Below are 20,514 nucleotides of genomic sequence, written 5' to 3' on the forward strand. Positions count from 1 at the left end.
GTTGTGTCTCCGTGTTCTTTTCAGTGATGCTCAAAGGTAGGAAGCGCGCGCCTTCAGCGTTATCGGGTCGTAGCCGGCCACGCGCTTGTAGTTGTCCGAGATGGCCTGCAACTCGGCGACGGGCACGACGTCCTCGATCTTCTGGAAGCGCTTGCCGCCCGAGCGTTCGAACACCTCGCGCAGGATCGCGTCGGGCGGGTTGCTGCGGTTGGTCAGCACCACCTCGGTGGTGGCCTTGACGCGCACGCGGTCGTAGTCTTCCAGCGCGGCCGTGCCCACGCCCTGGTCCTTGAGCGCGCCTGCCAGGAAGCGCGCGTCGATGATCGCCTGCCCGGCGCCGTTGGAGCCGCGCGGCACCATCGGGTGCGCGGCGTCGCCCAGCAGCGTGAGCCGGCCATGGGTCCAGCGCGGCAGCGGGTCCTGGTCGACCATCGGATATTCGAGGATGGTGTCCGACGCGAGGATCAGCGCCGGCACGTCGAGCCAGTCGAAGTGCCAGTCGGCAAACGCGGGCAGGAAATCCTCGAGCCGGCCGGCCCGGCTCCAGTCGCGCATGGCGGGCTGCGGCGCGTGGATCTCGGCGACCCAGTTCACGAGCTGGTGGCCTTCGGCGTCGATGTTGTTGCGGATCGGATAGATCACCATCTTGCCGACCGACAGCCAGCCCGCGCGCACCATGCTGCCACCCGAGAGAAAGGGCTTCCAGCGCGCGGTGCCGCGCCACATGTTGATGCCCGAGTAGCGCGGCGCGCCTTCGTTCGGATAGAGCTGCTTGCGCAATGCCGAGTGAATGCCGTCGCAGCCGACAGCCACTGCGCCGCGCACCGCAGGCGCATCGGCGAAGTGCACGGTGACGCCGTCGGCGTCCTGCGTCACCCCGGTACAGCGGTGGCCGCATACCACGCTGTCGGGCCCCAGGCGCGCGAGCGTCTCTTCGTGCAGCACGGTCTGCAGGTCGCCGCGGTGGATCGAGAACTGGGGCCAGTCGTAGCCCGCGTGCTGCCCCGCCGCCTCGCGAAAGACCAGCTGGCCGTTCTCGGTGAAGAACACCGCCTCCTGCGTGCGCACGCCTACCTTGTCGAGCGCGGGCAGCAGGCCAAGCTCGCTGAGCTCGCGCACCGCGTGCGGCAGCAGGTTGATGCCTACGCCCAGCGGCTTCAGCTCGGGCACGGCCTCGTACACGCGGCAGGGGATGCCGGCCTGGTGCAGGCTCAGCGCCAGGGTCAGGCCGCCGATGCCGGCGCCCAGGATGATGACTTCGTTGCTCATGGTCGTTCGTGGTGTTGCGTTGTGCCTCGGCGCGCATTAGGAACGCAGTCAAACCATTTGGGAAATTTAGATGTGATATGGATTTATCATGAATCCTTATGAACCTCTCGACCCGCCAGATGCGCGCGTTCCTGCACGTGGCGCGCATTGGCAACTTCACCCGCGCGGCCGAGCAGGCGCACATCACCCAGGCCGGCCTCAGCATCCTGATCCGCGAGATGGAAAAGCAGCTCGGCTGCCGGCTGTTCGAGCGCACCACGCGCGTGGTGAGCCTCACGCCCGAAGGCCGGCGGCTGCTGCCGGTGGTCGAGCGGCTCATGACCGACCTCGACGACGTGGCCGCCGAACTGGGCGCGGCGGGCGACGCGGCGCGCCGCACGCTGCGCATCGCGGCCACGCCGCTGGTGTCGTCGCACCTGCTGCCCCAGGTGTTCTCCACCTTCCGCGCGGCGCATCCGCAGGTCAGCCTGCGGCTGTTCGACGCCGACCTGCGCGACGTGGAGGCGATGGTCGCGGCCGGCGATGCCGACATGGGCCTGGGCTTTTTCTTCAAGGCAGCGCCGGGGCTGGAGCGCACGCCGGTCGGCCGTTTCCAGCTGATGCGGGTGGCCCGCCTCGATGACGATGCCGATGCGGCGCCAGGCGTCGGCATCGCGCCGTGGTCGTCCTTGCGCGGCGCGGAACTGGTCGGCCTGCCGCCCGGCAACCCGATCCAGAAGGTGATCGACCAGCACCTGGCCACCATCGGACGCGCCGACGCGCAGCGGCCCGCGTTCAACTTCTTCGGCACGCTGATCTCGATGGTGGAGGCCGGCTTCGGCACCGCCGTGATGCCGACCTTCGCGCTCGCGGCCTGCCGCCGCCACCGGGTGCGTACCGACGTGCTGACCAAGCCGAAGGTGGGGCTCGACTTCTACCGCATCACCAAGCGCGGCGCACACGAGACCGAAGCCATGCAGGCCTTCGTCGCCACGCTGGTGAAGGCGCTGCCCGAGTTGTCGCGCTGACTGACGTTCAGACCATCGCGTTGTCGGCGCCCGGAATCTCGTGCGCCTTGATCTGGCGGCGCGTGAGCTTGTAGAGCGTGGACGCGAGGAAGCCGTCCTGGTGGGTCTGCTTCGTCACGTTCTTGACGTACTCCCTCTCGGGGTCCACGGCCTGCGCGCCCATGATCCACCGCACGCTTTCACGGTAGTCATAGAGCTTCTTGTCGCTGCTGTCGCCCAGCAGTGCCGACATCGTTGCCATTGCGACCACGTTGCCTTGCTGCGCGTGCTCGCGCACCAGTTCGACGTAGTCGTGGCGCGTGGGAATGTCTTCCAGATCGCCGATGAACATCAGCATGCTTTCGAGGCCCTCGGTGTGACCCATCTCGTGCGCCTTGGCTGCCGCCTCCACGGACTCCCGCAGCAGGCGGGCCCGCTCTACAGGCTCTTCGGTGGCCCGGCCGAGGTTGTAGCAGGCGTAGCCCAACTGGTAGGCGCCCATGTTGCCGCCGGCCTCGGCGGTCTCGCGGTAATACGGAATGGCCTTCTTCAGGTCGGGTGCCACGTGCACGCCCTCTTCGTGGAACAGCCCGAGCAGGTAGCCGCATGAATCGCCGCCCGCGGCCAGGCCCATGGTGGCTACCTCGAAGGCGTCGGCCTCGCGCCCGCCCCGCCGCAAGGCGTAGGCCACCTTGTTCCATGCGAGCGAGCCGGGATCATGAAGGCGTGCGGCGTCGAGCCAGGCCTCGCCGGCCGCCGCGTTGGGCACGAAGCCCAGCACGCCCTTCAGGCTGCAGTAGCCGTGCAGGATCATCGCGGCCGTGCACTTGCGGGCGTTGGCGCTTCGCACGATGGCCTGGCCCAGCCACGACAGGTCGTGCGGCTCTACCTGGCAGGCGAACAGCACCGCGCGGGCCATCGCCTCGTTGTCGTCGATGGGCCAGTGCGTCTCGGCTTCCTTCAGGAAGGCGAGTGCCTGCGGCCGGTCGTCGCGTCCGTAGTGGGCGCTGGAGATCCAGTACAGCGTCTCCCAGCGGTGATAGGCGTACAGCGCTTCGTCGGCGCGCTGGCGGGTGGCGGCGATCCACTGGCGAACGTCTTCGGGGTCGTCGTCTTCGTCGACCTTGTTCTCCAGATAGTCGTCGCGCCAGATCTCGTGGCGCAGGCGGTCTTTCTCGACCTCGTCCAGGTGCGCGCAGGCGGGCGAGGCGATGAAGGCGCGCACCCGGTCGTGGCTGCCGCCCCAGCGCGGCTGCATGAACCAGACGCAGTTGCGCAGGAAGAAGAACAGACGCGGATGCAATTGCATCGTGGCGTGCATCCAGTACTGCTTGCCGGCCAGCAGCTTCTTGCCCTGCATTGGCGAGGGCAGGGCGGACGGTGCGTTCGGCGGACAGGCGATGCGTTCGTCGACGCGCAGGCCGGAGCGGGCGAACATGGCCAGCAGTTCTTCGCGCGCGTCGGTGGGCAGGTCGTGCGTCGGTGCGTCGGCCGGACCGCGGCCGCTGCGTAGCATTTCTGACAGCCATTCGGGCTCTTCGAACGCAGACACGCTCTGCATCAGCAGCGCGGTCGCGCTCCACAGTGTGGGTTCGCGTTCCAGCGCCTGCATGGCGCAGGCGGCCGTGTGCGTGGCGCAGGCGTGGGCACAGGTCCAGCCCAGCTGGGTCACCGAGTCCGCCCAGCCGGAGCCGCGGTATTCGTAGGCCCAGTGGAACCAGTAGTGCGCCTCGCACAGCCAGGCGTGCGCGGAGCGCGGACTGGCGGCCTGCCAGGCGCGCAGCAGCGCCAGCCCCTCGGCGCCGGCCTCGGTGCAGCGCTTCATGTCGGCGGGCAGCGCGCCGTAGTAGCGCTCTTCGGCGTCGCGGTCGTGGAAGCTCGCGGCAAGCGCCTCGTCGAACAGGCGGTCGAGCGTGGCGTAGTCCCCTGCACGCAGCAAGGTGTCGGCGTCGCAGACTTGCCAGGGCGAGGGGGCGGGCGGGATCATGGTCATGGCGGGAAGGAAGAGTGAAAACGCCGGGCCGGTGTCAGGCGGGCGGCAGCGGTTGCGGGTCGAAGATGCGGTAGCGCTTCCAGGGCAGCGCGAGCCAGCTGCCGTCGGCGTTGCGCAGGTGCTCGCGCACTTCCATGGCGGCGCGCGTCGAGGCGGGGCCGTCCTGGGTGCTGATGCGCAGCCAGTGCTCGCGTGCCCGCGCGTAGGCCATGCCGAAGTCTTCCCAGCTCTCGAAGCTGTCCTGTGCGCGCTGCGCATTGAGGAACAGCACCATCCAGGCTTGTGTTTCGGGCACCCATCCGAGCAGGGCGATGCAGCGGACCAGGAAGGCGGTGCGCGCGCAGTCGAAGGCCAGCGCATCGCGCACGCGGCCCTGCGCCGCGAGCTGCTCGTAGAAGCCGTCGTGCGAGCGGCCGAGCCCGCCCACCCAGCCGGTGAGCGCGGCGCGCATGCGGGTGGAGATGTCGGCGTCGGGCAGGTCGGCGGCGAGGTTCATCTCGCGCAGCACCTGGCGCGCGAGCCGCTCGCGCCTGTCGGCGGGCAGGTCGAGCGCGAGCGTGTCGCCGTTGCACGGCAGGCCGTTGCGGACCAGCAGGATGTCGCCCAGCGCGATTGCCCACCGGCGGCGATTGGGCGGTGCGTTCTCCGCCTTGGCGCGGGCGGCGCGCAGGGCCGGGTCTTCCCTTGCCGGCGTTGCCGCGTCCGCACGATGTTCCCCGTCGTCGCCCTCACGCATCACGCCGCGCAGGATGACCACGGCGCGGTACACGAAGAACAGCACCACCAGGCCCGCGAGCCATAGCAGCGCGCTCAGCATGCGGCGTTCTCCGGTACGAAGTCGAGCGGAATGCCCTCGATGCCGTATGCCGCATCGGCCGGTGGCGCGGCGTGCGCCCGCATGAGCCGCGCGGCCGCGGCCACGGCGGGATCGACCTGCCGCAGCCGTGCCAGTTCGCCCGGCGCTATGCGCAGCAGCAGCCATTGCAGCGCGGGCGGCGGCTGCTCGAAATGCTCGATCAGGTGGAAGTTGGCGCTCATCACGCTGAGCAGGTGATTGGCGTCGGCCACGTCGGTGACGAACTTCCACCGGCCGGAGGCGGCTCCGGCGGCCTCGGGCTCGAAAACCAGCCCCATGCCTTCGCAATCGGCATGGCGCTCGCCGCGCGGCGGCACGGTGCGCAGGAACTGCAACACGTCGTCGGCGTACCTGCGGATCGGGTGGCGGTTCTGCTTGCCCTTGATCTGGTCCACGCGCAGGCCGTCCGCATGCACCGTGAGGCTGATGGTCACGTGCGGCAGGTTGCCAGCGCTGCGCAGCGTGAACAGGCGCAGCCGGCCGTCTTGCGTGGCCTGCGCGTACTGCTCGCCGTAGCCGCCGCTGAGCTTCTTGAGGCTGGCGAACTGGCCCAGGCAATGCTGCATGTGGTACGACTCGTAGGCCATTTCCTCGCGCAGCGCCGCATGCTGGCCGTCGAACTCGAAGATCACGCCGTTGGGCGTGCGCAGCACCTCGCGCAGCGCGAGCCCGCTGCTGGGCACCCAGCCCTTGCTGCGCCGGGCCTGCATGCGTTGGTGTTCCTGCTCCCACATCGCGAGCGCCATGAAGCAGTTGATGCGCTGCAGCTTCTGCTCCAGCCGCGTGCCGCGCCGCGAGCGCAGGAATTCGATCAGCACGCGCTCGCGCTCGATCAGCAGCAGGTGATCGGGGTCGAGGTACCAGCAAATCTTGGCCGCCGCGTCGGCGCGCGGCTGCAGCAGCCTCGCCAGCCATTCGGGCACGGGCTTGCCGGAGCCGGCCGCAGCTTGGTAGTCGGCCACCGATTGCACCGGCAGCACATGCTCGAAGCTGCCGATGGCCCAGCGGAAGAAGTGGTTGCGCAGCCAGGCCGCCATGTCGGCGTCGTCGCCGCGCTCAGAGCTGCGGCGCGCGATCGCGGCCTTGACCTCGGGCGCGTTGAGCACGTCGCGCGGCAGGTAGGCGGCCGTGGAAGGGGAACTGGCGGTGGGCGGTGGCAGCGGCATCAGGCCTGAATGGAATGATGGCTTACAGCGTGAAGTCGTATTCCACCGTGATCGGCGCGTGGTCCGAGAACTTCACGGTCTTGTAGATCTGCTCGGTGCGCGCCAGCGCGCCGATGGCCGGCGTGGCCAGGTGGTAGTCCAGCCGCCATCCCACGTTGTTGGCGTAGGCCTGGCCGCGGTTGCTCCACCAGGTGTAGGCCTCGTCGGTGGTGTCGGGCTTGAGCTTGCGATACACGTCGACCAGGCCCGCGCCTTCGGTGCCGGTGTCGAGCAGGCGGGTCATCCAGGCGCGCTCCTCCGGCAGGAAGCCGCTGTTCTTCTGGTTGCCGCGCCAGTTCTTCAGGTCGATCTGCTGGTGGGCGATGTTGATGTCGCCGCACAGGACGAACTCGCGTTCCTTCTTGAGTGCCACCAGGTGCGGGAAGAAGCCCTTGAGGAAGCGGAACTTGGCCTCCTGCCGTTCCTCGCCGGAACTGCCGCTCGGGAAGTAGCAGCTGATGACGGAGAACTTGTGCTCGGGCGTGTCGAAGCGCAGTTCCAGATAGCGGCCCTCGGCGTCGAACTCGGTATCGCCCCAGCCCACCACGACCTGGCTCGGAGCGTGCTTGGTGTAGATGGCGGTGCCGGCGTAGCCTTTTTTCTCGGCGAAGTGGAAGTGGCCCTTCAGGCCCGCCATCTCTTCGAAGCGGCCTTCGACGTCGCTGGCCTGGACGCGGATCTCCTGCATGCAAATACAATCCGGCGCAAGTTCGGCCACCCAGTCGGCCACGCCTTTGGTAGCGGCCGAACGCAGGCCATTGAGATTGAGACTGGTCAGTTTGAACACAAGGAAATTCCGATGGCTGTAGATAGTCAGAAAAGCAGCGCGGTCGCACAGGACTTCGTCCAGTTCGCGTTGGATGCCGGCGTGCTGCGTTTTGGCGAATTCAAGACAAAAGCCGGCCGAATGAGTCCTTATTTCTTCAATTCGGGACTCTTCGACGACGGCGGCAAGATTGCCCGTCTCGCGGGATTCTATGCAGACCGATTGATCGAGAGCGGGCTCGAATTCGACATGATCTTCGGCCCCGCCTACAAGGGCATTCCGCTGGGCGCCACGGTGGCCGCCGAGCTGGCCCGCCGGGGCCGCAACTACCCCTTTGCCTACAACCGCAAGGAAGCCAAGGCGCACGGCGAAGGCGGCAACCTGGTCGGCGCGCCACTCAAGGGCCGCGTGCTGATCGTCGACGACGTGATGTCGGCCGGCACGGCAGTGCGCGAGTCGATCGCCGCCATCCAGGCCGCCGGCGCCACGCCGCATGCCGTGGCCATCGCGCTCGACCGCCAGGAGAAGGCGACCGAGAACGGCGTCGACGTGGACCACAGCGCCGTGCAGTACGTGCGCAACCAGCTCGGCCTGGCGGTGATCGCCATCGCCACGCTGGACGACCTGCTGAGCTATCTGTCGGGCAGCGCGGCGGCCGACCTGGGCACGCACCGCGAACGCGTGCTGGCCTACCGCACGCGCTACGGCGCGAGCTGAGGCGCACAGCCAATGCACGACGCACGCGACAACGGCAAGCCGATTCGCCTGCTGGCAGCGGCATCGATCATGGCGGCTTCGGGCTTCTGCGGCGCCTTGCATGCGCAATCGCAGAAACCGGAAGGCGCCTCCCCCGGCATCTTCACCTGCACCGACGCCCGCGGCCGCACGCTGACGGCCGACCGGCCGATCGCCGAGTGCAGCGACCGCGAGCAGCGCGAGCTGAACCCGAGCGGCTCCGTGCGCCGCAAGGTCGAGCCGACCTACACGGCGCGTGAACTGCAGGAGCGCGAAGACCGCGCCCGCGAAGCCGCCATCCAGGCCGCCCGCCTGACCGACGAGCGCCGGCGCGAGCGGGCCTTGCTGGTGCGCTACCCGAACGCCGCCACGCACGACCGCGAACGTGCCGAGGCGCTGTCGCAGATCGATGCGGTGACGCAGGCGGCGCGCAAGCGCATTGCCGAGCTGGGCGAAGAGCGCAAGAAGATCGACGAAGAGATGGAGTTCTACAAGCAGGACCCGAGCAAGGCGCCCGGCTCGGTGCGGCGCAGGCTCGATGACAACACGCAGAGCGTGGCGGTGCAGAACCGCTTCATCGGCGAGCAGGAAGAAGAGAAGAAGCGGGTGAATGCGCGCTTCGACGAAGAGCGCGTGCGCCTCAAGTTGCTCTGGTCGCCCCAGAACGGCGGCACCAACCGCTGAAGCAACCGGGGCCTTGCGCAAGGCCCCGGCTTCATTCGATCAGGCCAGCTTGGCCTTCAGCAGCTCGGTGACTTGTGCCGGGTTCGCCTTGCCGCCGCTGGCCTTCATGACCTGGCCCACGAGGGCGTTGAGCGCCTTCTCCTTGCCGCCGCGGTATTCCTCGACGTTCTTGGCGTTCTTTGCGATCACCTCGTCGAGGATCTTGTCGAGCGCGCCGGTGTCGGCCATCGGCTTCAGGTCCTTGGCTTCGATGATGGCGTCGACATCGCTGCCTTCACCGGTCCATAGCGCTTCGAACACCTGGCGCGCGGCGTTGTTGGGCAGCGTGCCGTCGGCGATGCGCTTCACCAGCTGGGCCAGTTGCTGCGCCTTCACCGGCGCGGCCTCGATGCCGATTTCAGCGGCGTTCAGGCGGCGCGCCATTTCGCCGGTGATCCAGTTGCTCGCGAGCTTGGGCGTGGCGCCCGCGTTCACGGCTTCGTCGAAGTAGCCGGCGAGCGCGGCGCTCTGCGTGAGCTGGGCGGCGTCGTATTCCGACAGGCCGTGGTCGCGCACATAGCGCTCGGCCATCGCGCGCGGCAGCTCGGGCATGGTGGTCTTCACGCGCTCGATCCAGTCTGCGGCGATGACCAGCGGCGGCAGGTCCGGATCGGGGAAGTAGCGGTAGTCGGCCGAGTCTTCCTTGGCGCGCATCGCGCGCGTCTCGCCGGTGTCGGGGTCGAACAGCACGGTGGCCTGTTCGATCGCGCGGCCGTCCTCGATCTCCTCGATCTGCCAGCGGATCTCGTAGTCGATCGCCTGCTGCATGAACTTGAAGCTGTTCAGGTTCTTGATCTCGCGGCGCGTGCCCAGCTTGTCGCCGGGGCGGCGCACCGACACGTTGGCGTCGCAGCGGAAGCTGCCTTCCTGCATGTTGCCGTCGCAGATGCCGATCCAGGTGACGATCTTGTGCAGTTCCTTCGCATAGGCCACGGCCTCGGCGGTGGAGCGCATGTCGGGCTCGGTCACGATCTCCAGCAGCGGCGTGCCGGCGCGGTTCAGGTCGATGCCGCTCTGGCCGATGAAGTCCTCGTGCAGCGACTTGCCCGCGTCTTCCTCGAGGTGGGCGCGCACCAGGCGCACCGTCTTCTGCTCTTCGCCCACGAAGAACGACACCGCGCCGCCCTGCACCACGGGAATCTCGAACTGGCTGATCTGATAGCCCTTGGGCAGGTCGGGGTAGAAGTAGTTCTTGCGCGCGAACACGCTGCGCGGCGCGATGTGCGAGCCCAGCGCCAAGCCGAGCTTGATGGCGCGCTCGACCGCGCCCTTGTTCATCACGGGCAGCGTGCCGGGCAGCGCGAGGTCGACTGCGCAGGCCTGCGTGTTGGGCTCTGCGCCGAAAGCGGTGGAGGCGCGGCTGAAGATCTTGCTCGCGGTCGACAGCTGGGCGTGCGTCTCGAAGCCGATGATGACTTCATAGCCGCGCACCAGCGGACCTGTCGGGCGGCCCTGTTGTTGTGCTTCGAATGTGTTCACGGTCTCGCTCATCTCAAAAACCCTCCGGCGTGCGCGCATGCCAGTCGGTGGCCTGCTGGAAGCGGTGCGCTGCATTCAGCAGCTTCGCTTCGCCGAAGTAGTTGCCGATCAGCTGCAGGCCCACGGGCATGCCGCCGTCGAAGCCCGCGGGCACGCTCATGCCGGGCAGGCCGGCCAGCGATGCGGGCAGCGTGAAGATGTCGGCAAGGTAGTCGGCCACGGGGTCGCCGCCGTGTTCGCCGAGCTTCCATGCGGTGGTGGGCGCGGCGGGGCCGACGATCACGTCGCACTGCTTGAAGGCCTGCTGGAAGTCGTCGGCGATCATGCGGCGCACCTTTTGCGCCTGCAGGTAGTAGGCGTCGTAGTAGCCGTGCGAGAGCACGTAGGTGCCGATCATGATGCGGCGCTTCACCTCGTCGCCGAAGCCTTCGGCGCGCGTGCGTTCGTACATCTGCGTGAGCGCGCTCTTCTTGCTCGCGGGGTCGATGAAGTCCTTGGCGCGGTGGCCGAACTTCACGCCGTCGAAGCGGCTCAGGTTGCTCGAGGCCTCGGCCGCGGCAATGATGTAGTACACGGGGATCGACAGCTCGGTGCGCGGCAGCGTCACCTCGACGCGCTTGGCGCCGAGCTTCTCGTACTGAGCGAGCGCGGCATCGATGGCCGCGCGCACGCCGGGCGCCACGCCTTCGCCGAAGAACTCCTTCGGCACGCCGATGCGCATGCCTTCGAGGGAGTCATTCAGCGAGCGGCCGAAGTTCTCGGCAGGCTTGTCGAGCGAGGTGGAATCGCGGTCGAGGTCGGGGCCGCAGAAGGCCGACAGCAGCAGCGCGCAGTCTTCGGCCGAGCGGGCCATCGGGCCGGCTTGGTCCAGGCTCGACGCAAAGGCCACCATGCCGTAGCGCGAAGCGCGGCCGTAGGTGGGCTTGATGCCGGTCACGCCGCAGAACGATGCGGGCTGGCGGATCGAGCCGCCGGTGTCGGTGCCGGTGGCCGCGGGGGCCAGGCGCGCCGCGACCGCAGCCGCGCTGGCGCCCGAGGAGCCGCCCGGAATGCGCTCGCGGTTCCAGGGGTTCTGCACGGGTACGGCCTTGTCGTGGCCCACGGCGGGCACGGCGATGTTCTCGTTGGCCGAGCCCATCGCGAATTCGTCGCAGCTCAGCTTGCCGAGCGTGACCGCGCCGGCCTCGGCCAGGCGCTTGACCACGGTCGCGTCGAAGGGCGAGCGGTAGCCCGCGAGCATCTTCGAGCCGGCGGTGGTGGCGAAATCGGTGGTGACGAAGATGTCCTTGTGCGCAATGGGTACGCCGGCCAGCGCCGGGGCGTTGCCGGCGGCGATGAGCGCGTCGGCGGCGCGGGCCTGGGCCAGCGTGACCTCTTCGTTGACGTCGACGAAGGTGCCGAGCGATTCATGGGCCTTCATGCGGCCGAGGAATACCTGGGAGGCCTCGACGGCCGAAACCTTGCGGTCGGCCAGCGCCTGGGCCAGCGCGACCACGCCCATCTGGTGCAGTTCGGTGTTGCTGCTCATTATTCGATCACCTTGGGCACGAGGAACAGGCCGGCTTCGACGGCCGGGGCGCTCTTCTGGTTGGCTTCGCGATTGTTGGGCTCGCTCGCCACGTCGTCACGAAGACGCAGCGTGATGTCTTCGATGGCCGCCACGGGGTGGGCCAGCGGCTCGACGCCGGAGGTGTCCACCGAACGCATGCGTTCGACTACGTCGAAAAAGCCGTTGAGCTGGCTGAGCATGCGCTCGCTTTCGTCGGGAGCAAGCTGCAGCCTCGCCAGCGAGGCGATGCGCGCAATATCGGAAGCAGAAAGTGCCATAGGGTCGAAACGCTAAAAAAAGCAGGGGGAATCGCACCGCGAAGCCGGTGCTAATACGGGAATCAGAGGGGATTCGGTTATTATCCCGCCTTTGCCGCAACCCCCGCGAACGCGCCGGCTTTTGCGCCAAAAACGATCAATTCACCCCGTCAAACGACCCAAAAAATAGAGCGACGACCTGCCGATGCGCAGGCCGTGCTCAGAGGATTCCGCACATGTTTGGAGCTTTCCGTCGGTACTTTTCCACCGACCTTGCGATCGACCTCGGCACCGCCAACACCCTGATCTTCGCCCGCAACAAGGGCATCGTGCTGGACGAGCCGTCCGTCGTGGCGATCCGCCATGAAGGCGGCCCCCACGGCAAGAAGGTGATCCAGGCCGTAGGCCGCGAGGCCAAGGCCATGCTGGGCAAGGTGCCCGGCAACATCGAGGCGATCCGCCCGATGAAGGACGGCGTCATTGCCGACTTCGTGATCACCGAGCAGATGATCAAGCAGTTCATCAAGATGGTGCACCCGCGCACGCTGCTCACGCCGAGCCCGCGCATCATCATCTGCGTGCCCTGCGGCTCGACCCAGGTCGAGCGCCGCGCCATCAAGGACGCGGCCGAGGCCGCTGGCGCCACTTCCGTCTACCTCATCGAAGAACCCATGGCCGCGGCCATCGGCGCCGGCCTTCCTGTCAGCGAAGCCTCGGGCTCGATGGTGGTGGACATCGGCGGCGGCACCACCGAAGTGGGCGTCATCTCGCTGGGCGGCATGGTCTACAAGGGCTCGGTCCGCGTGGGCGGCGACCGCTTCGACGAAGCCATCATCAACTACATCCGCCGCAACTACGGCATGCTGATCGGCGAGCCGACGGCCGAAGTCATCAAGAAGAACATCGGCTCGGCCTTCCCGGGCTCCGAAGTCAAGGAAATGGAAGTCAAGGGCCGCAACCTTTCCGAAGGCGTGCCGCGCAGCTTCACCATCAGCAGCAACGAAGTGCTGGAAGCCCTGACCGATCCGCTCAACAACATCGTCTCGGCCGTGAAGAACGCGCTGGAACAGACGCCGCCCGAACTGGGTGCCGACATCGCCGAGCGCGGCATGATGCTGACCGGCGGCGGCGCGCTGCTGCGCGACCTCGACCGCCTGCTGGCCGAGGAAACCGGCCTGCCGGTGCTGGTGGCCGAAGATCCGCTGACCTGCGTGGTGCGCGGCTGCGGCATCGCCCTCGAGCGCATGGACCGCCTGGGCAGCATTTTCACGAGCGAGTAAGCAGGCAGCTGCATCATCGGCCGGCCTCTGCTTGCGCAGGCCGGCTTTTTGTTATTTGATTCCGCACCACCGCCGGGTCTGAATTCATGCCTCTGGGCACGCTCGATCGCACAGCGCCACCCCTGTTCAACCAGGGGCAGTCGGCACTCAGCAAGCTGATCTTCTTCGGCGCGCTGGCCCTGTTCCTCATGGTGGCCGACGCGCGCTTCCACATCGTGCAGCCCATCCGCGCTGGCATCGGCGCGGTGCTGTACCCGGTGCAATGGGTGGCGCTGAAGCCGGTGCAGGCCCTGCTGGGCGGCAGCCGCTACCTCGAAGACCTGCAGACCGCCCAGCGCAACGAGGCCGACGCCCGCAAGGCGCTCATGATGCAGGCCGAGCGCGCCGCCCAGGCCGACACGCTGGCCCAGGACAACGCCCGCCTGCGCGAATTGCTCGAGCTGCGCCAGGCCACGACCACCCCGGGCCGCGCGGCCGAGGTGCTGTACGACGCGGCCGACCCCTACACCCGCAAGATCGTGATCGACCAGGGCATGACCCAGGGCGTGGTGGCCGGCTCGCCGGTGATCGACGCGCGCGGCGTGCTGGGCCAGGTCACGCAGGTGCTGCCCTTCACGAGCGAGGTCACGCTGGTGATCGACCGCGACCTGGCCATTCCCGTGCAGAACACCCGCACCGGCGTGCGCAGCGTGGCTTTCGGCGACGCCTCGGCCCACGGCGGCGGCCTGGAGCTGCGTTTCATGGCCGCCAATGCCGACCTGCAGGAGGGCGACCTGCTCTCCACCAGCGGCGTCGACGGCATCTATCCCACCGGCCTCCCGGTGGCGAAGATCGAGCGCATCGAGCGCCGCGCCGATTCGGCCTTCGCCCGCATCTACTGCGTGCCGCTGGCCCATGTGACGGCCGCGCGCTACGTGCTGGTGCTCGAGCCCACCGGCGCGCCGACCGCGCCGCCGCCGGCACCGCCCGCCACCACCCAGCGCAAGCGGCCGGAAGGCAAGCCCGGCGCGGGCAAGAACGAAAAGAAGCCGGGAGAACGTCGATGATCAAGCGCCCCGGCCAGCAGCAGCTCCTGCTGCCCGTCAGCCCGTTCTTCATGTGGACCAGCCTCGTGGTGGCGCTGCTCGTCAACATGGTGCCGATCGGCCGGGCCGTCTGGATGCCCGACCTGCTGGCACTGGTGATCGTGTTCTGGGGCGTGCACCAGCCCATGCGCGTGGGCATAGGCGCGGCCTTCGTCTTCGGCCTGTGCATGGACGTGCACCAGTCGTCGATGCTGGGCCAGCATGCGCTGTCCTACACCACGCTGGGCTTCTTCGCGATCACCATCCACCGGCGCCTGCTCTGGTATCCGGTGTTCTCGCAGGCGCTGCAGGTGCTGCCGCTCTTTGCGCTGTCGCAGCTGATCGAGGTCGTCACGCGGATGATCGGTGGCGGGGTGTTCCCGGGCTGGACGGTGCTGATTTCGCCAGCCGTCGAGGCAGCGCTCTGGCCCTTGGTCACCGCACTGTTACTTGCTCCGCAGCGCCGCACCCCGGAACCGGACGAGAACCGCCCCCTCTAGTCATGATGCCCCCCGGCTTTTCACTTCGCATCGCTGCGTGTAACTCCACCCCCCATGGGGGAGGCGCGGCTCGCCTTGGGGCGGCCCGGCGGCGGCCGCAGCCAGCTGCATTTGCCATCGCACCTGCGCGCGCCTAAGCTCCCACCGCCATGACCGAAATCCGCAACGTCGCCGCCGACCTCGCGCGCTTCAAGCGCCGCGTGATCGTCATAGGGCTGGCGGTGCTGTTCGCCTTCGGGCTGCTGTGCGCGCGGCTGGTGTACCTGCAGGTCACGCGGCACGAAGACCTGGCCGAGCAGGCCGAGAGCAACCGCACGGCGGTGGTGCCTGTGGTGCCGAACCGGGGCTTGATCCTCGACCGTAACGGCATCGTGCTGGCGTCCAACTATTCGGCCTACACGCTGGAGATCACGCCCTCCAAGGTCAACGACGTCGAGGAAACCATCGACAGCCTGACCCAGGTGCTCGAAGTGTCGCCGCGCGACCGCCGCCGCTTCAAGCGCCTGCGCGAAGACTCGCGCAGCTTCGACTCCATCCCCATCCGCACCCGCCTGAGCGACGAGGAAGTCGCGCGCTTCGCGGCCCAGCGCTACCGCTTCCCGGGCGTGGAAATCAAGGCGAGGCTGTTCCGCAACTATCCGCAGGGCGAGCTGGCCTCGCACGTGCTCGGCTACATCGGCCGCATCAACCAGCGCGAGAAGACCGCGATGGAAGACTGGGACGAGGAAGAGCAGGCCAACTACAAGGGCACCGACTACATCGGCAAGCTCGGCATCGAGCAGAGCTACGAAAAGACGCTGCACGGCCAGACCGGCGTCGAGCAGATGGAAACCTCCGCCGGCGGGCGCGCCGTGCGCCGCCTGGCCAGCCATCCGGCCACGCCGGGCAACACCGTGATGCTGTCGCTCGACATCAAGCTGCAGAAGCTGATCGAGGACATGTACGGCGACCGCCGCGGCGCGGTGGTGGCCATCGACCCCAAGACCGGCGAGGTGCTGGCCTTCGTGAGCAAGCCCACCTTCGACCCCAACCTGTTCGTCGAGGGCATCGACAACGAGAGCTGGGCCGCGCTGACCGAATCGATCGACAAGCCGCTGCTGAACCGTGCCCTGCGCGGCACCTATCCGCCCGGCTCCACCTACAAGCCCTTCATGGCGCTGGCGGCGCTGCAGACCGGCAAGCGCGGCCCCAGCGTGGTGGTGAACGACCCCGGCTACTTCAACTTCGGCGGCCACCGCTTCGGCAGCCCCGAAGGCAACCTGGGCGGCGTCGACATGCGCCGCGCGATCCAGCTGTCGAGCAACATCTATTTCTATTCGCTCGCCAACGAGATGGGCGTGGACCTGATCCACGACTCCATGAAGCCGCTGGGCTTCGGCCAGATCACCGGCATCGACCTGGGCGGCGAGGTGCGCGGCGTGCTGCCGAGCACCGAGTGGAAGCGCAACGCCTACAAGCGCCCCGAGGCCAAGAAGTGGTACGCGGGCGAGACCATCTCGCTGGGCATCGGGCAGGGCTACAACAACTTCACCATGCTGCAGCTGGCGCAGGCCACGGCCATCGTGGCGGACGGCGGCCTCAAGCACAAGCCGCACCTCGTGCTGGCCACGCGCAACACGGTGAGCGGGCAGGTGGTGCCGATGCCGCAGCCGCCGGCGGAAAACCTCGGCTACACGGCGTCGGCCATTTCGGTGATCCGCGAGGGTCTGACCAGCGTGGTCACCAGCGGCACGGCGCGTGGCGTGTTCGCGGGCGCGCTCTACCAGGCGGCCGGCAAGACCGGCACGGCGCAGGCCGTGACGCAGGCACAGAACACCAAGTACAACGCCCGCGCGCTCGAAGAGCACCAGCGGGACCACGCGCTGTTCATGGGCTTCGCGCCGGTGAACGACCCGAAGATCGCCATCGCCGTGATCGTCGAGAACGCGGGCTGGGGCGCGGGCGCTGCGGCGCCCATCGCGCGCCGGGTGTTCGACTACTGGCTCGCCGACCAGTACCCGAGCGAGGCCGACATGGCGGCCCTGAAGATCGGCAAGGCGACCGCGCCGATCGGCAAGCCGCGCGTGGCGAGCGAAGTGGCGTGGCCGGCCGCGGCAACCACAACGCCCGCCACCGCGCCCTGAGACATCAAACCACCGTGCCGCTGACTTCGCCCAGGCCGATGCGTACGGCTCCGGCGCGCTCGCAGTAGCCGCGGATCACCAGCGTGTCGCCGTCTTCCAGGAACGTGCGCTTCTCGCCGTTCGCCAGCGTGATCGGCTGCTTGCCGCCCAGCGTCAGCTCGATCAGCGAGCCCGCCTCGCCGGGCCCGGGGCCCGACAGCGTGCCCGAACCCAGCAGGTCGCCCGGCTGCAGGTTGCAGCCGTTCACCGTGTGGTGCGCGATGAGCTGCGCGGCGGTCCAGTAGGCGGCTTGGGTGGTGTTGCTGCGCGTGAGACGCACGGGCGCCTCGCCGGCCGCGCGCATCTTCGCGGTCTGCAGCAGCACTTCGAGCGTGATGTCGAGTGCGCCGCTTTCGCGGTTGGCGGGCGAGTCGAGGTAGGGCAGCGGCTGCGGGTCGCCGGCAGGCCGCTCGAACTTCGCGCGGTACGGCGCCAGCGCCTCGGCCGTCACGATCCACGGCGACAGCGTGCTCGCGAAATTCTTCGACAGGAAGGGGCCGAGCGGCTGGTATTCCCAGGCCTGAATGTCGCGCGCCGACCAGTCGTTGAGCAGCGTCACGCCGAACAGGTGGTCTTCCGCCTCGCCGATGGCAATGGGCTCGCCCTGCGCGTTGCCTTGGCCGACCAGGAAGCCCAGCTCCAGTTCGTAGTCGAGCCGCTTGCAAGGGCCGAAGCTGGGCGTTTCCGCGTCCGGTGCCTTGGTCTGGCCCTGCGGGCGCTTGAAGCTCTGGCCGCTGATGCCGATCGACGAGGCGCGGCCGTGATAGCCGATGGGCACCCACTTGTAGTTGGGCATCAGCGGCTGGTCGGGGCGGAACAGCTTGCCGATGGTGGTCGCGTGGTGGATGCCGGTGTAGAAGTCGGTGTAGTCGCCGATGCGGCAGGGCACCGTCATCTCGGCCTTGGCCTGCGCCAGCAGCGCCTTCGACCATGCGGCCTGCTTGTCGCTGCCTTCGGCCAGGCCGGCGGAGATGGCGGCGCGCAGGGCCTGGCGGTCCTTCACGCTGGCGTTCATCAGCACGTTCATGTCGTCGGTGTCGACGAGGCCGGTGGCGCGCAGGTCCAGCACCTGGTCGCCGATGGCGATGCCGATGCGGAAGGCCTCGCTGCTGCCCGCGGCGCGGAAGCGGCCGAAGGGCAGGTTCTGGATCGGGAAGTCGTTGCCGGCCTCGTTGGCCGAGGCGACCCAGCTGCGCAGCTTCGGGTCATGGGTGGCGTTCAGTGCGGTCATGTGTGTCTTTCAAGCAAATGTTCTATGCAGCCTGGGGTTCGTTCGGGAAACACCGCGGAACCGGCTTTGCCGGGCCGCAGGTGTTGCCCCCGGGAGGGGGGTGGCAGCCACACGAAGTGGGCAAGCCTGGAGGCGAGCCTTACTCGGCGGACATGCCGGCCTTCTTGGCGACGTCGCCCAGGCGCTTGTATTCGGTATCGCTCAGCTTCGCGAGCTCCTGCGGCGTCGAGCCGCGCGGCGAGAAGCCGGCCTGTGCCAGCTTGGCCTTCACGTCGGGCATGGCAAGCGCTTCGACGAAGGCTTCGTTCAGCGCCTTGACGACCGGTGCCGGCAGGTTGGCCGGGCCGTACACGCCGAACCACGGCTCCAGCGCATAGCCTTTCAGGCCCGCCTCGGCCATGGTCGGCACGTCGGGCAGCGAGGGCGAGCGCGCCGGGCCCGCCACCGCCAGCGCGCGCAGCTTGCCGGCCTGGATGTGCGGCAGCGAGGCTGGCAGGTTGTCGAACATCACGCCGATGTTGTTGCCCAGCATGTCGGTGATGGCCGGACCGCTGCCCTTGTAGGCCACGTGCACGAGGTCGGTGCCGGTCATCTGCGCGAACATCACGCCGGCCAGGTTCATCGAGGTGCCGGCGCCCGCGGTGGCGTAGGGCATGCCCGGGTTCTTCCTGGCGGCCGCGATCAGGTCGGGCACGGTCTTGATGGCGGAGGCGGCGGGCACTTCCAGCACGATGGTCGAGGTGCCCAGCAGGCTGATGGCGGTGAAGTCCTTGCGCGGGTCGAAGGCCATCGACTTGTAGATGTGCGGGTTCAGCGCATTGGTCGAAATGGCGCCGAAGCCGATGGTGTAGCCGTCGGGCGCCGCCTTGGCCACCGCGTCCATGCCGATGTTGCCGCCCGCGCCGCCGCGGTTGTCGATCAGCACCGGCTGGCCCAGCTTCTGCGACACCTTCTGGCCCACCGTGCGCGCCACCAGGTCGGTGGTGCCGCCGGGCGTGTAGGGCACGACGAAGCGGATGGGCTTGGACGGGTAGTCGGCGGCGTGTGCGAACTGCGCCGCGAACTGAGCCGCAAATGGCACTGCGAGCAGCGCAACGGCCGCTGCACGGCGGGTCAGGGTGAATGTTTTCTTCATGCTTTGAATTGATCTTTCAGGCCGGCCCAGCAGTCGGCGTAGTCGGTGTCGAGTGCGCTGCTTTTCAGCGCGAAGTTGGTGGGAATGAACCGGTAGCGGCTCTCGAACATGAAGGCCAGCGTGTTGTCGAGCTTGTGCGGCTTGAGGTCGGCATTCGTGGCCTTGTCGAAGGCTTCCTCGTCCGGCCCGTGCGGCACCATGCAGTTGTGCAGGCTCGCGCCGCCGGGCTTGAAGCCGCCCGGCTTGGCGTCGTATTCGCCCAGCACCAGGCCCATGAACTCGCTCATGAGGTTGCGGTGGAACCACGGCGGGCGGAAGGTGTTCTCCATCACCATCCAGCGCGGCGGGAAGATCACGAAGTCGCAGTTCGCGGTGCCGGGCGTGTCGCTGGGCGAGGTCAGCACGGTGAAGATCGACGGATCGGGATGGTCGAAGCTGATCGAGCCGATCACCATGAAGTGCGCCGTGTCGTACTTCACCGGCGACAGGTTGCCGTGCCAGGCGACCACGTTGAAGGGCGACTGCTTCATCGGCGCCTGCCAGAAGCGGCCGCCGAATTTCTTGACGATTTCGTAGCCGCCTTCTTCCGATTCGAAGGCCGCCACCGGCGCCTGGAAGTCGCGCGCATTGGCCAGGCCGTTCGAGCCGATGGGCCCGAGTTCGGGCAGGCGGAAATGCGCGCCGTAGTTCTCGCACACGTAGCCGCGCGAGAGTCCGTCGGGCAGCGCCACCTTGAAGGCCATGCCGCGCGGCAGCACGGCGATTTCGCCGGGCTTCACGTCGAGCACGCCCAGTTCGGTGGTGACGACCAGGCGGCCTTGCTGGGGCACCAGCAGCATCTCGCCGTCGGCGTTGACGAAGGCGCGGCGCTCCATCGAGCGGCCGGCCAGGTACATCAGCGAGCCGATGCCGACCTGCGACTCGGCGTCGCCGTTGGCCGCGATGGTGTGCATGCCGTCGATGAAGTCGACGCCCGCCGCGCCGTCCAGCGGCTGCGGATGCCAGCGCAGCGGCTCGGGCGGCAGCGCGATCTCGCGGTCGGCGCCGGTGGTCCAGTGCGGCTGCGCATACGGCTGGTAGCGGCCCGACACCACCGAGGGCTGGCGGCGGTACAGCCAGGTGCGGCGGTTCTCGTGGCGCGGCGCGGTGAAGGCGGTGCCGGAGATCAGCTCGGTGTAGAGGTCGAAGGGGCCGCGCTGCGGGTTGTTGCGGCCCTGGGGCAGGGCACCGGGCACCGCCTCGGAGGCGTATTCGTTGCCGAAGCCGCTCTGGTAGCGCCGTTCGGAGGGCGGGGTTGCTTGGGTCATGTGCTTTCTCTTTCGAA

Annotated in this window: 18 protein-coding genes; 7 read left to right on the top strand and 11 right to left on the bottom strand. The window is 68.2% G+C overall.

What is annotated here, in order from left to right:
* Positions 1-30 precede the first annotated feature (30 nt).
* Positions 31-1,269, bottom strand: coding sequence for a flavin-dependent oxidoreductase (locus ACWV14_RS02070; protein WP_454902253.1), 1,239 nt, complete (start codon positions 1,267-1,269; stop codon positions 31-33).
* Between the two features lie 98 nt (positions 1,270-1,367).
* Between ACWV14_RS02070 and ACWV14_RS02075 the strand changes: the two genes are divergently transcribed.
* The gene (locus tag ACWV14_RS02075; protein WP_454902255.1) at positions 1,368-2,276 is read left to right on the top strand and encodes a LysR family transcriptional regulator; all 909 of its coding nucleotides are present in this window, start codon (positions 1,368-1,370) and stop codon (positions 2,274-2,276) included.
* A 7-nt stretch (positions 2,277-2,283) separates the two neighbouring features.
* Here ACWV14_RS02075 and ACWV14_RS02080 read toward each other — a convergent pair whose 3' ends face one another.
* From ACWV14_RS02080 to ACWV14_RS02095, 4 genes are read right to left on the bottom strand one after another with little or no spacing between them, the layout of a single operon-like run.
* Positions 2,284-4,242 carry a DUF4034 domain-containing protein gene (locus ACWV14_RS02080; RefSeq protein ID WP_455342632.1) on the bottom strand — a complete coding sequence of 653 codons (1,959 nt, stop codon included), beginning with the start codon at positions 4,240-4,242 and terminating at the stop codon, positions 2,284-2,286.
* A 40-nt stretch (positions 4,243-4,282) separates the two neighbouring features.
* A complete protein-coding gene (locus tag ACWV14_RS02085; protein ID WP_454902259.1) occupies positions 4,283-5,065 on the bottom strand; it encodes a DUF1266 domain-containing protein in 783 nt (260 codons plus the stop codon).
* Positions 5,059-6,270, bottom strand: a complete 1,212-nt coding sequence (locus tag ACWV14_RS02090) for a hypothetical protein (RefSeq protein ID WP_454902261.1) — start codon at positions 6,268-6,270, stop codon at positions 5,059-5,061. Before ACWV14_RS02090 ends, ACWV14_RS02085 begins: the two co-directional genes overlap by 7 nt.
* A 22-nt stretch (positions 6,271-6,292) precedes the next feature.
* Positions 6,293-7,096 (bottom strand): exodeoxyribonuclease III, encoded by an 804-nt coding sequence (locus tag ACWV14_RS02095; protein ID WP_454902263.1) that lies wholly within the window; start codon positions 7,094-7,096, stop codon positions 6,293-6,295.
* A 12-nt stretch (positions 7,097-7,108) separates the two neighbouring features.
* Here ACWV14_RS02095 and pyrE point away from each other — a divergent pair, with 12 nt between their 5' ends.
* Positions 7,109-7,792, top strand: a complete 684-nt coding sequence (pyrE, locus tag ACWV14_RS02100) for an orotate phosphoribosyltransferase (protein WP_081266990.1) — start codon at positions 7,109-7,111, stop codon at positions 7,790-7,792.
* Positions 7,793-7,804: 12 nt separating this feature from the next.
* The gene (locus ACWV14_RS02105; protein WP_454902265.1) at positions 7,805-8,494 is read left to right on the top strand and encodes a DUF4124 domain-containing protein; all 690 of its coding nucleotides are present in this window, start codon (positions 7,805-7,807) and stop codon (positions 8,492-8,494) included.
* Positions 8,495-8,533: 39 nt separating this feature from the next.
* Here the strand turns inward: ACWV14_RS02105 and gatB are convergent, their stop codons facing one another.
* Genes gatB through gatC form a run of 3 tightly spaced genes read right to left on the bottom strand, consistent with a single transcriptional unit; the run spans position 8,534 to position 11,839 of the window.
* Positions 8,534-10,024, bottom strand: a complete 1,491-nt coding sequence (gatB, locus tag ACWV14_RS02110; RefSeq protein WP_454902266.1) for an Asp-tRNA(Asn)/Glu-tRNA(Gln) amidotransferase subunit GatB — start codon at positions 10,022-10,024, stop codon at positions 8,534-8,536.
* A 1-nt stretch (position 10,025) separates the two neighbouring features.
* Complete coding sequence (gatA, locus tag ACWV14_RS02115) at positions 10,026-11,540, bottom strand: Asp-tRNA(Asn)/Glu-tRNA(Gln) amidotransferase subunit GatA (protein ID WP_454902268.1); 1,515 nt, start codon at positions 11,538-11,540, stop codon at positions 10,026-10,028.
* Positions 11,540-11,839 (bottom strand): Asp-tRNA(Asn)/Glu-tRNA(Gln) amidotransferase subunit GatC, encoded by a 300-nt coding sequence (gatC, locus tag ACWV14_RS02120; protein WP_081266987.1) that lies wholly within the window; start codon positions 11,837-11,839, stop codon positions 11,540-11,542. The genes gatA and gatC overlap by 1 nt, the downstream gene beginning before the upstream one ends.
* Before the next feature lie 215 nt (positions 11,840-12,054).
* Here gatC and ACWV14_RS02125 point away from each other — a divergent pair, with 215 nt between their 5' ends.
* The 4 genes from ACWV14_RS02125 to mrdA all read left to right on the top strand — a co-directional run bounded on the left by ACWV14_RS02125 (position 12,055) and on the right by mrdA (position 16,785).
* Positions 12,055-13,098 carry a rod shape-determining protein gene (locus tag ACWV14_RS02125; RefSeq protein WP_007833435.1) on the top strand — a complete coding sequence of 348 codons (1,044 nt, stop codon included), beginning with the start codon at positions 12,055-12,057 and terminating at the stop codon, positions 13,096-13,098.
* 86 nt (positions 13,099-13,184) lie between these two features.
* On the top strand, positions 13,185-14,144 hold the full coding sequence (gene mreC / locus ACWV14_RS02130) for a rod shape-determining protein MreC (RefSeq protein ID WP_454902271.1): 960 nt from the start codon (positions 13,185-13,187) through the stop codon (positions 14,142-14,144).
* A complete protein-coding gene (gene mreD / locus ACWV14_RS02135; protein WP_422088742.1) occupies positions 14,141-14,662 on the top strand; it encodes a rod shape-determining protein MreD in 522 nt (173 codons plus the stop codon). The genes mreC and mreD overlap by 4 nt, the downstream gene beginning before the upstream one ends.
* Positions 14,663-14,811: 149 nt before the next feature.
* Positions 14,812-16,785, top strand: coding sequence for a penicillin-binding protein 2 (mrdA, locus tag ACWV14_RS02140; protein ID WP_454902273.1), 1,974 nt, complete (start codon positions 14,812-14,814; stop codon positions 16,783-16,785).
* Positions 16,786-16,789: 4 nt separating this feature from the next.
* Here the strand turns inward: mrdA and fahA are convergent, their stop codons facing one another.
* The 3 genes from fahA to hmgA all read right to left on the bottom strand — a co-directional run bounded on the left by fahA (position 16,790) and on the right by hmgA (position 20,497).
* Entirely contained in the window at positions 16,790-18,055 is a 1,266-nt protein-coding gene (fahA, locus tag ACWV14_RS02145; RefSeq protein ID WP_454902275.1) for a fumarylacetoacetase, read from the bottom strand.
* Positions 18,056-18,194: 139 nt separating this feature from the next.
* Positions 18,195-19,190: a Bug family tripartite tricarboxylate transporter substrate binding protein gene (locus tag ACWV14_RS02150; RefSeq protein WP_454902277.1), complete on the bottom strand. Its 996-nt coding sequence runs from the start codon at positions 19,188-19,190 to the stop codon at positions 18,195-18,197.
* Positions 19,187-20,497, bottom strand: a complete 1,311-nt coding sequence (gene hmgA / locus ACWV14_RS02155) for a homogentisate 1,2-dioxygenase (protein WP_422088738.1) — start codon at positions 20,495-20,497, stop codon at positions 19,187-19,189. Before hmgA ends, ACWV14_RS02150 begins: the two co-directional genes overlap by 4 nt.
* Between the last annotated feature and the right edge of the window lie 17 nt (positions 20,498-20,514).

Source organism: Variovorax durovernensis (assembly GCF_977011995.1).

Excerpts from the sequence above, each read along its gene's own strand:
- ACWV14_RS02070 (WP_454902253.1), bottom strand. The coding sequence starts at position 1,269 with ATGAGCAACGAAGTCATCATCCTGGGCGCCGGCATCGGCGGCCTGACC.
- ACWV14_RS02075 (WP_454902255.1), top strand. The coding sequence starts at position 1,368 with ATGAACCTCTCGACCCGCCAGATGCGCGCGTTCCTGCACGTGGCGCGC.
- ACWV14_RS02080 (WP_455342632.1), bottom strand. The coding sequence starts at position 4,242 with ATGATCCCGCCCGCCCCCTCGCCCTGGCAAGTCTGCGACGCCGACACC.
- ACWV14_RS02085 (WP_454902259.1), bottom strand. The coding sequence starts at position 5,065 with ATGCTGAGCGCGCTGCTATGGCTCGCGGGCCTGGTGGTGCTGTTCTTC.
- ACWV14_RS02090 (WP_454902261.1), bottom strand. The coding sequence starts at position 6,270 with ATGCCGCTGCCACCGCCCACCGCCAGTTCCCCTTCCACGGCCGCCTAC.
- pyrE (WP_081266990.1), top strand. The coding sequence starts at position 7,109 with ATGGCTGTAGATAGTCAGAAAAGCAGCGCGGTCGCACAGGACTTCGTC.
- ACWV14_RS02105 (WP_454902265.1), top strand. The coding sequence starts at position 7,805 with ATGCACGACGCACGCGACAACGGCAAGCCGATTCGCCTGCTGGCAGCG.
- gatB (WP_454902266.1), bottom strand. The coding sequence starts at position 10,024 with ATGAGCGAGACCGTGAACACATTCGAAGCACAACAACAGGGCCGCCCG.
- gatA (WP_454902268.1), bottom strand. The coding sequence starts at position 11,540 with ATGAGCAGCAACACCGAACTGCACCAGATGGGCGTGGTCGCGCTGGCC.
- gatC (WP_081266987.1), bottom strand. The coding sequence starts at position 11,839 with ATGGCACTTTCTGCTTCCGATATTGCGCGCATCGCCTCGCTGGCGAGG.
- ACWV14_RS02125 (WP_007833435.1), top strand. The coding sequence starts at position 12,055 with ATGTTTGGAGCTTTCCGTCGGTACTTTTCCACCGACCTTGCGATCGAC.
- mreC (WP_454902271.1), top strand. The coding sequence starts at position 13,185 with ATGCCTCTGGGCACGCTCGATCGCACAGCGCCACCCCTGTTCAACCAG.
- mreD (WP_422088742.1), top strand. The coding sequence starts at position 14,141 with ATGATCAAGCGCCCCGGCCAGCAGCAGCTCCTGCTGCCCGTCAGCCCG.
- mrdA (WP_454902273.1), top strand. The coding sequence starts at position 14,812 with ATGACCGAAATCCGCAACGTCGCCGCCGACCTCGCGCGCTTCAAGCGC.
- fahA (WP_454902275.1), bottom strand. The coding sequence starts at position 18,055 with ATGACCGCACTGAACGCCACCCATGACCCGAAGCTGCGCAGCTGGGTC.
- ACWV14_RS02150 (WP_454902277.1), bottom strand. The coding sequence starts at position 19,190 with ATGAAGAAAACATTCACCCTGACCCGCCGTGCAGCGGCCGTTGCGCTG.
- hmgA (WP_422088738.1), bottom strand. The coding sequence starts at position 20,497 with ATGACCCAAGCAACCCCGCCCTCCGAACGGCGCTACCAGAGCGGCTTC.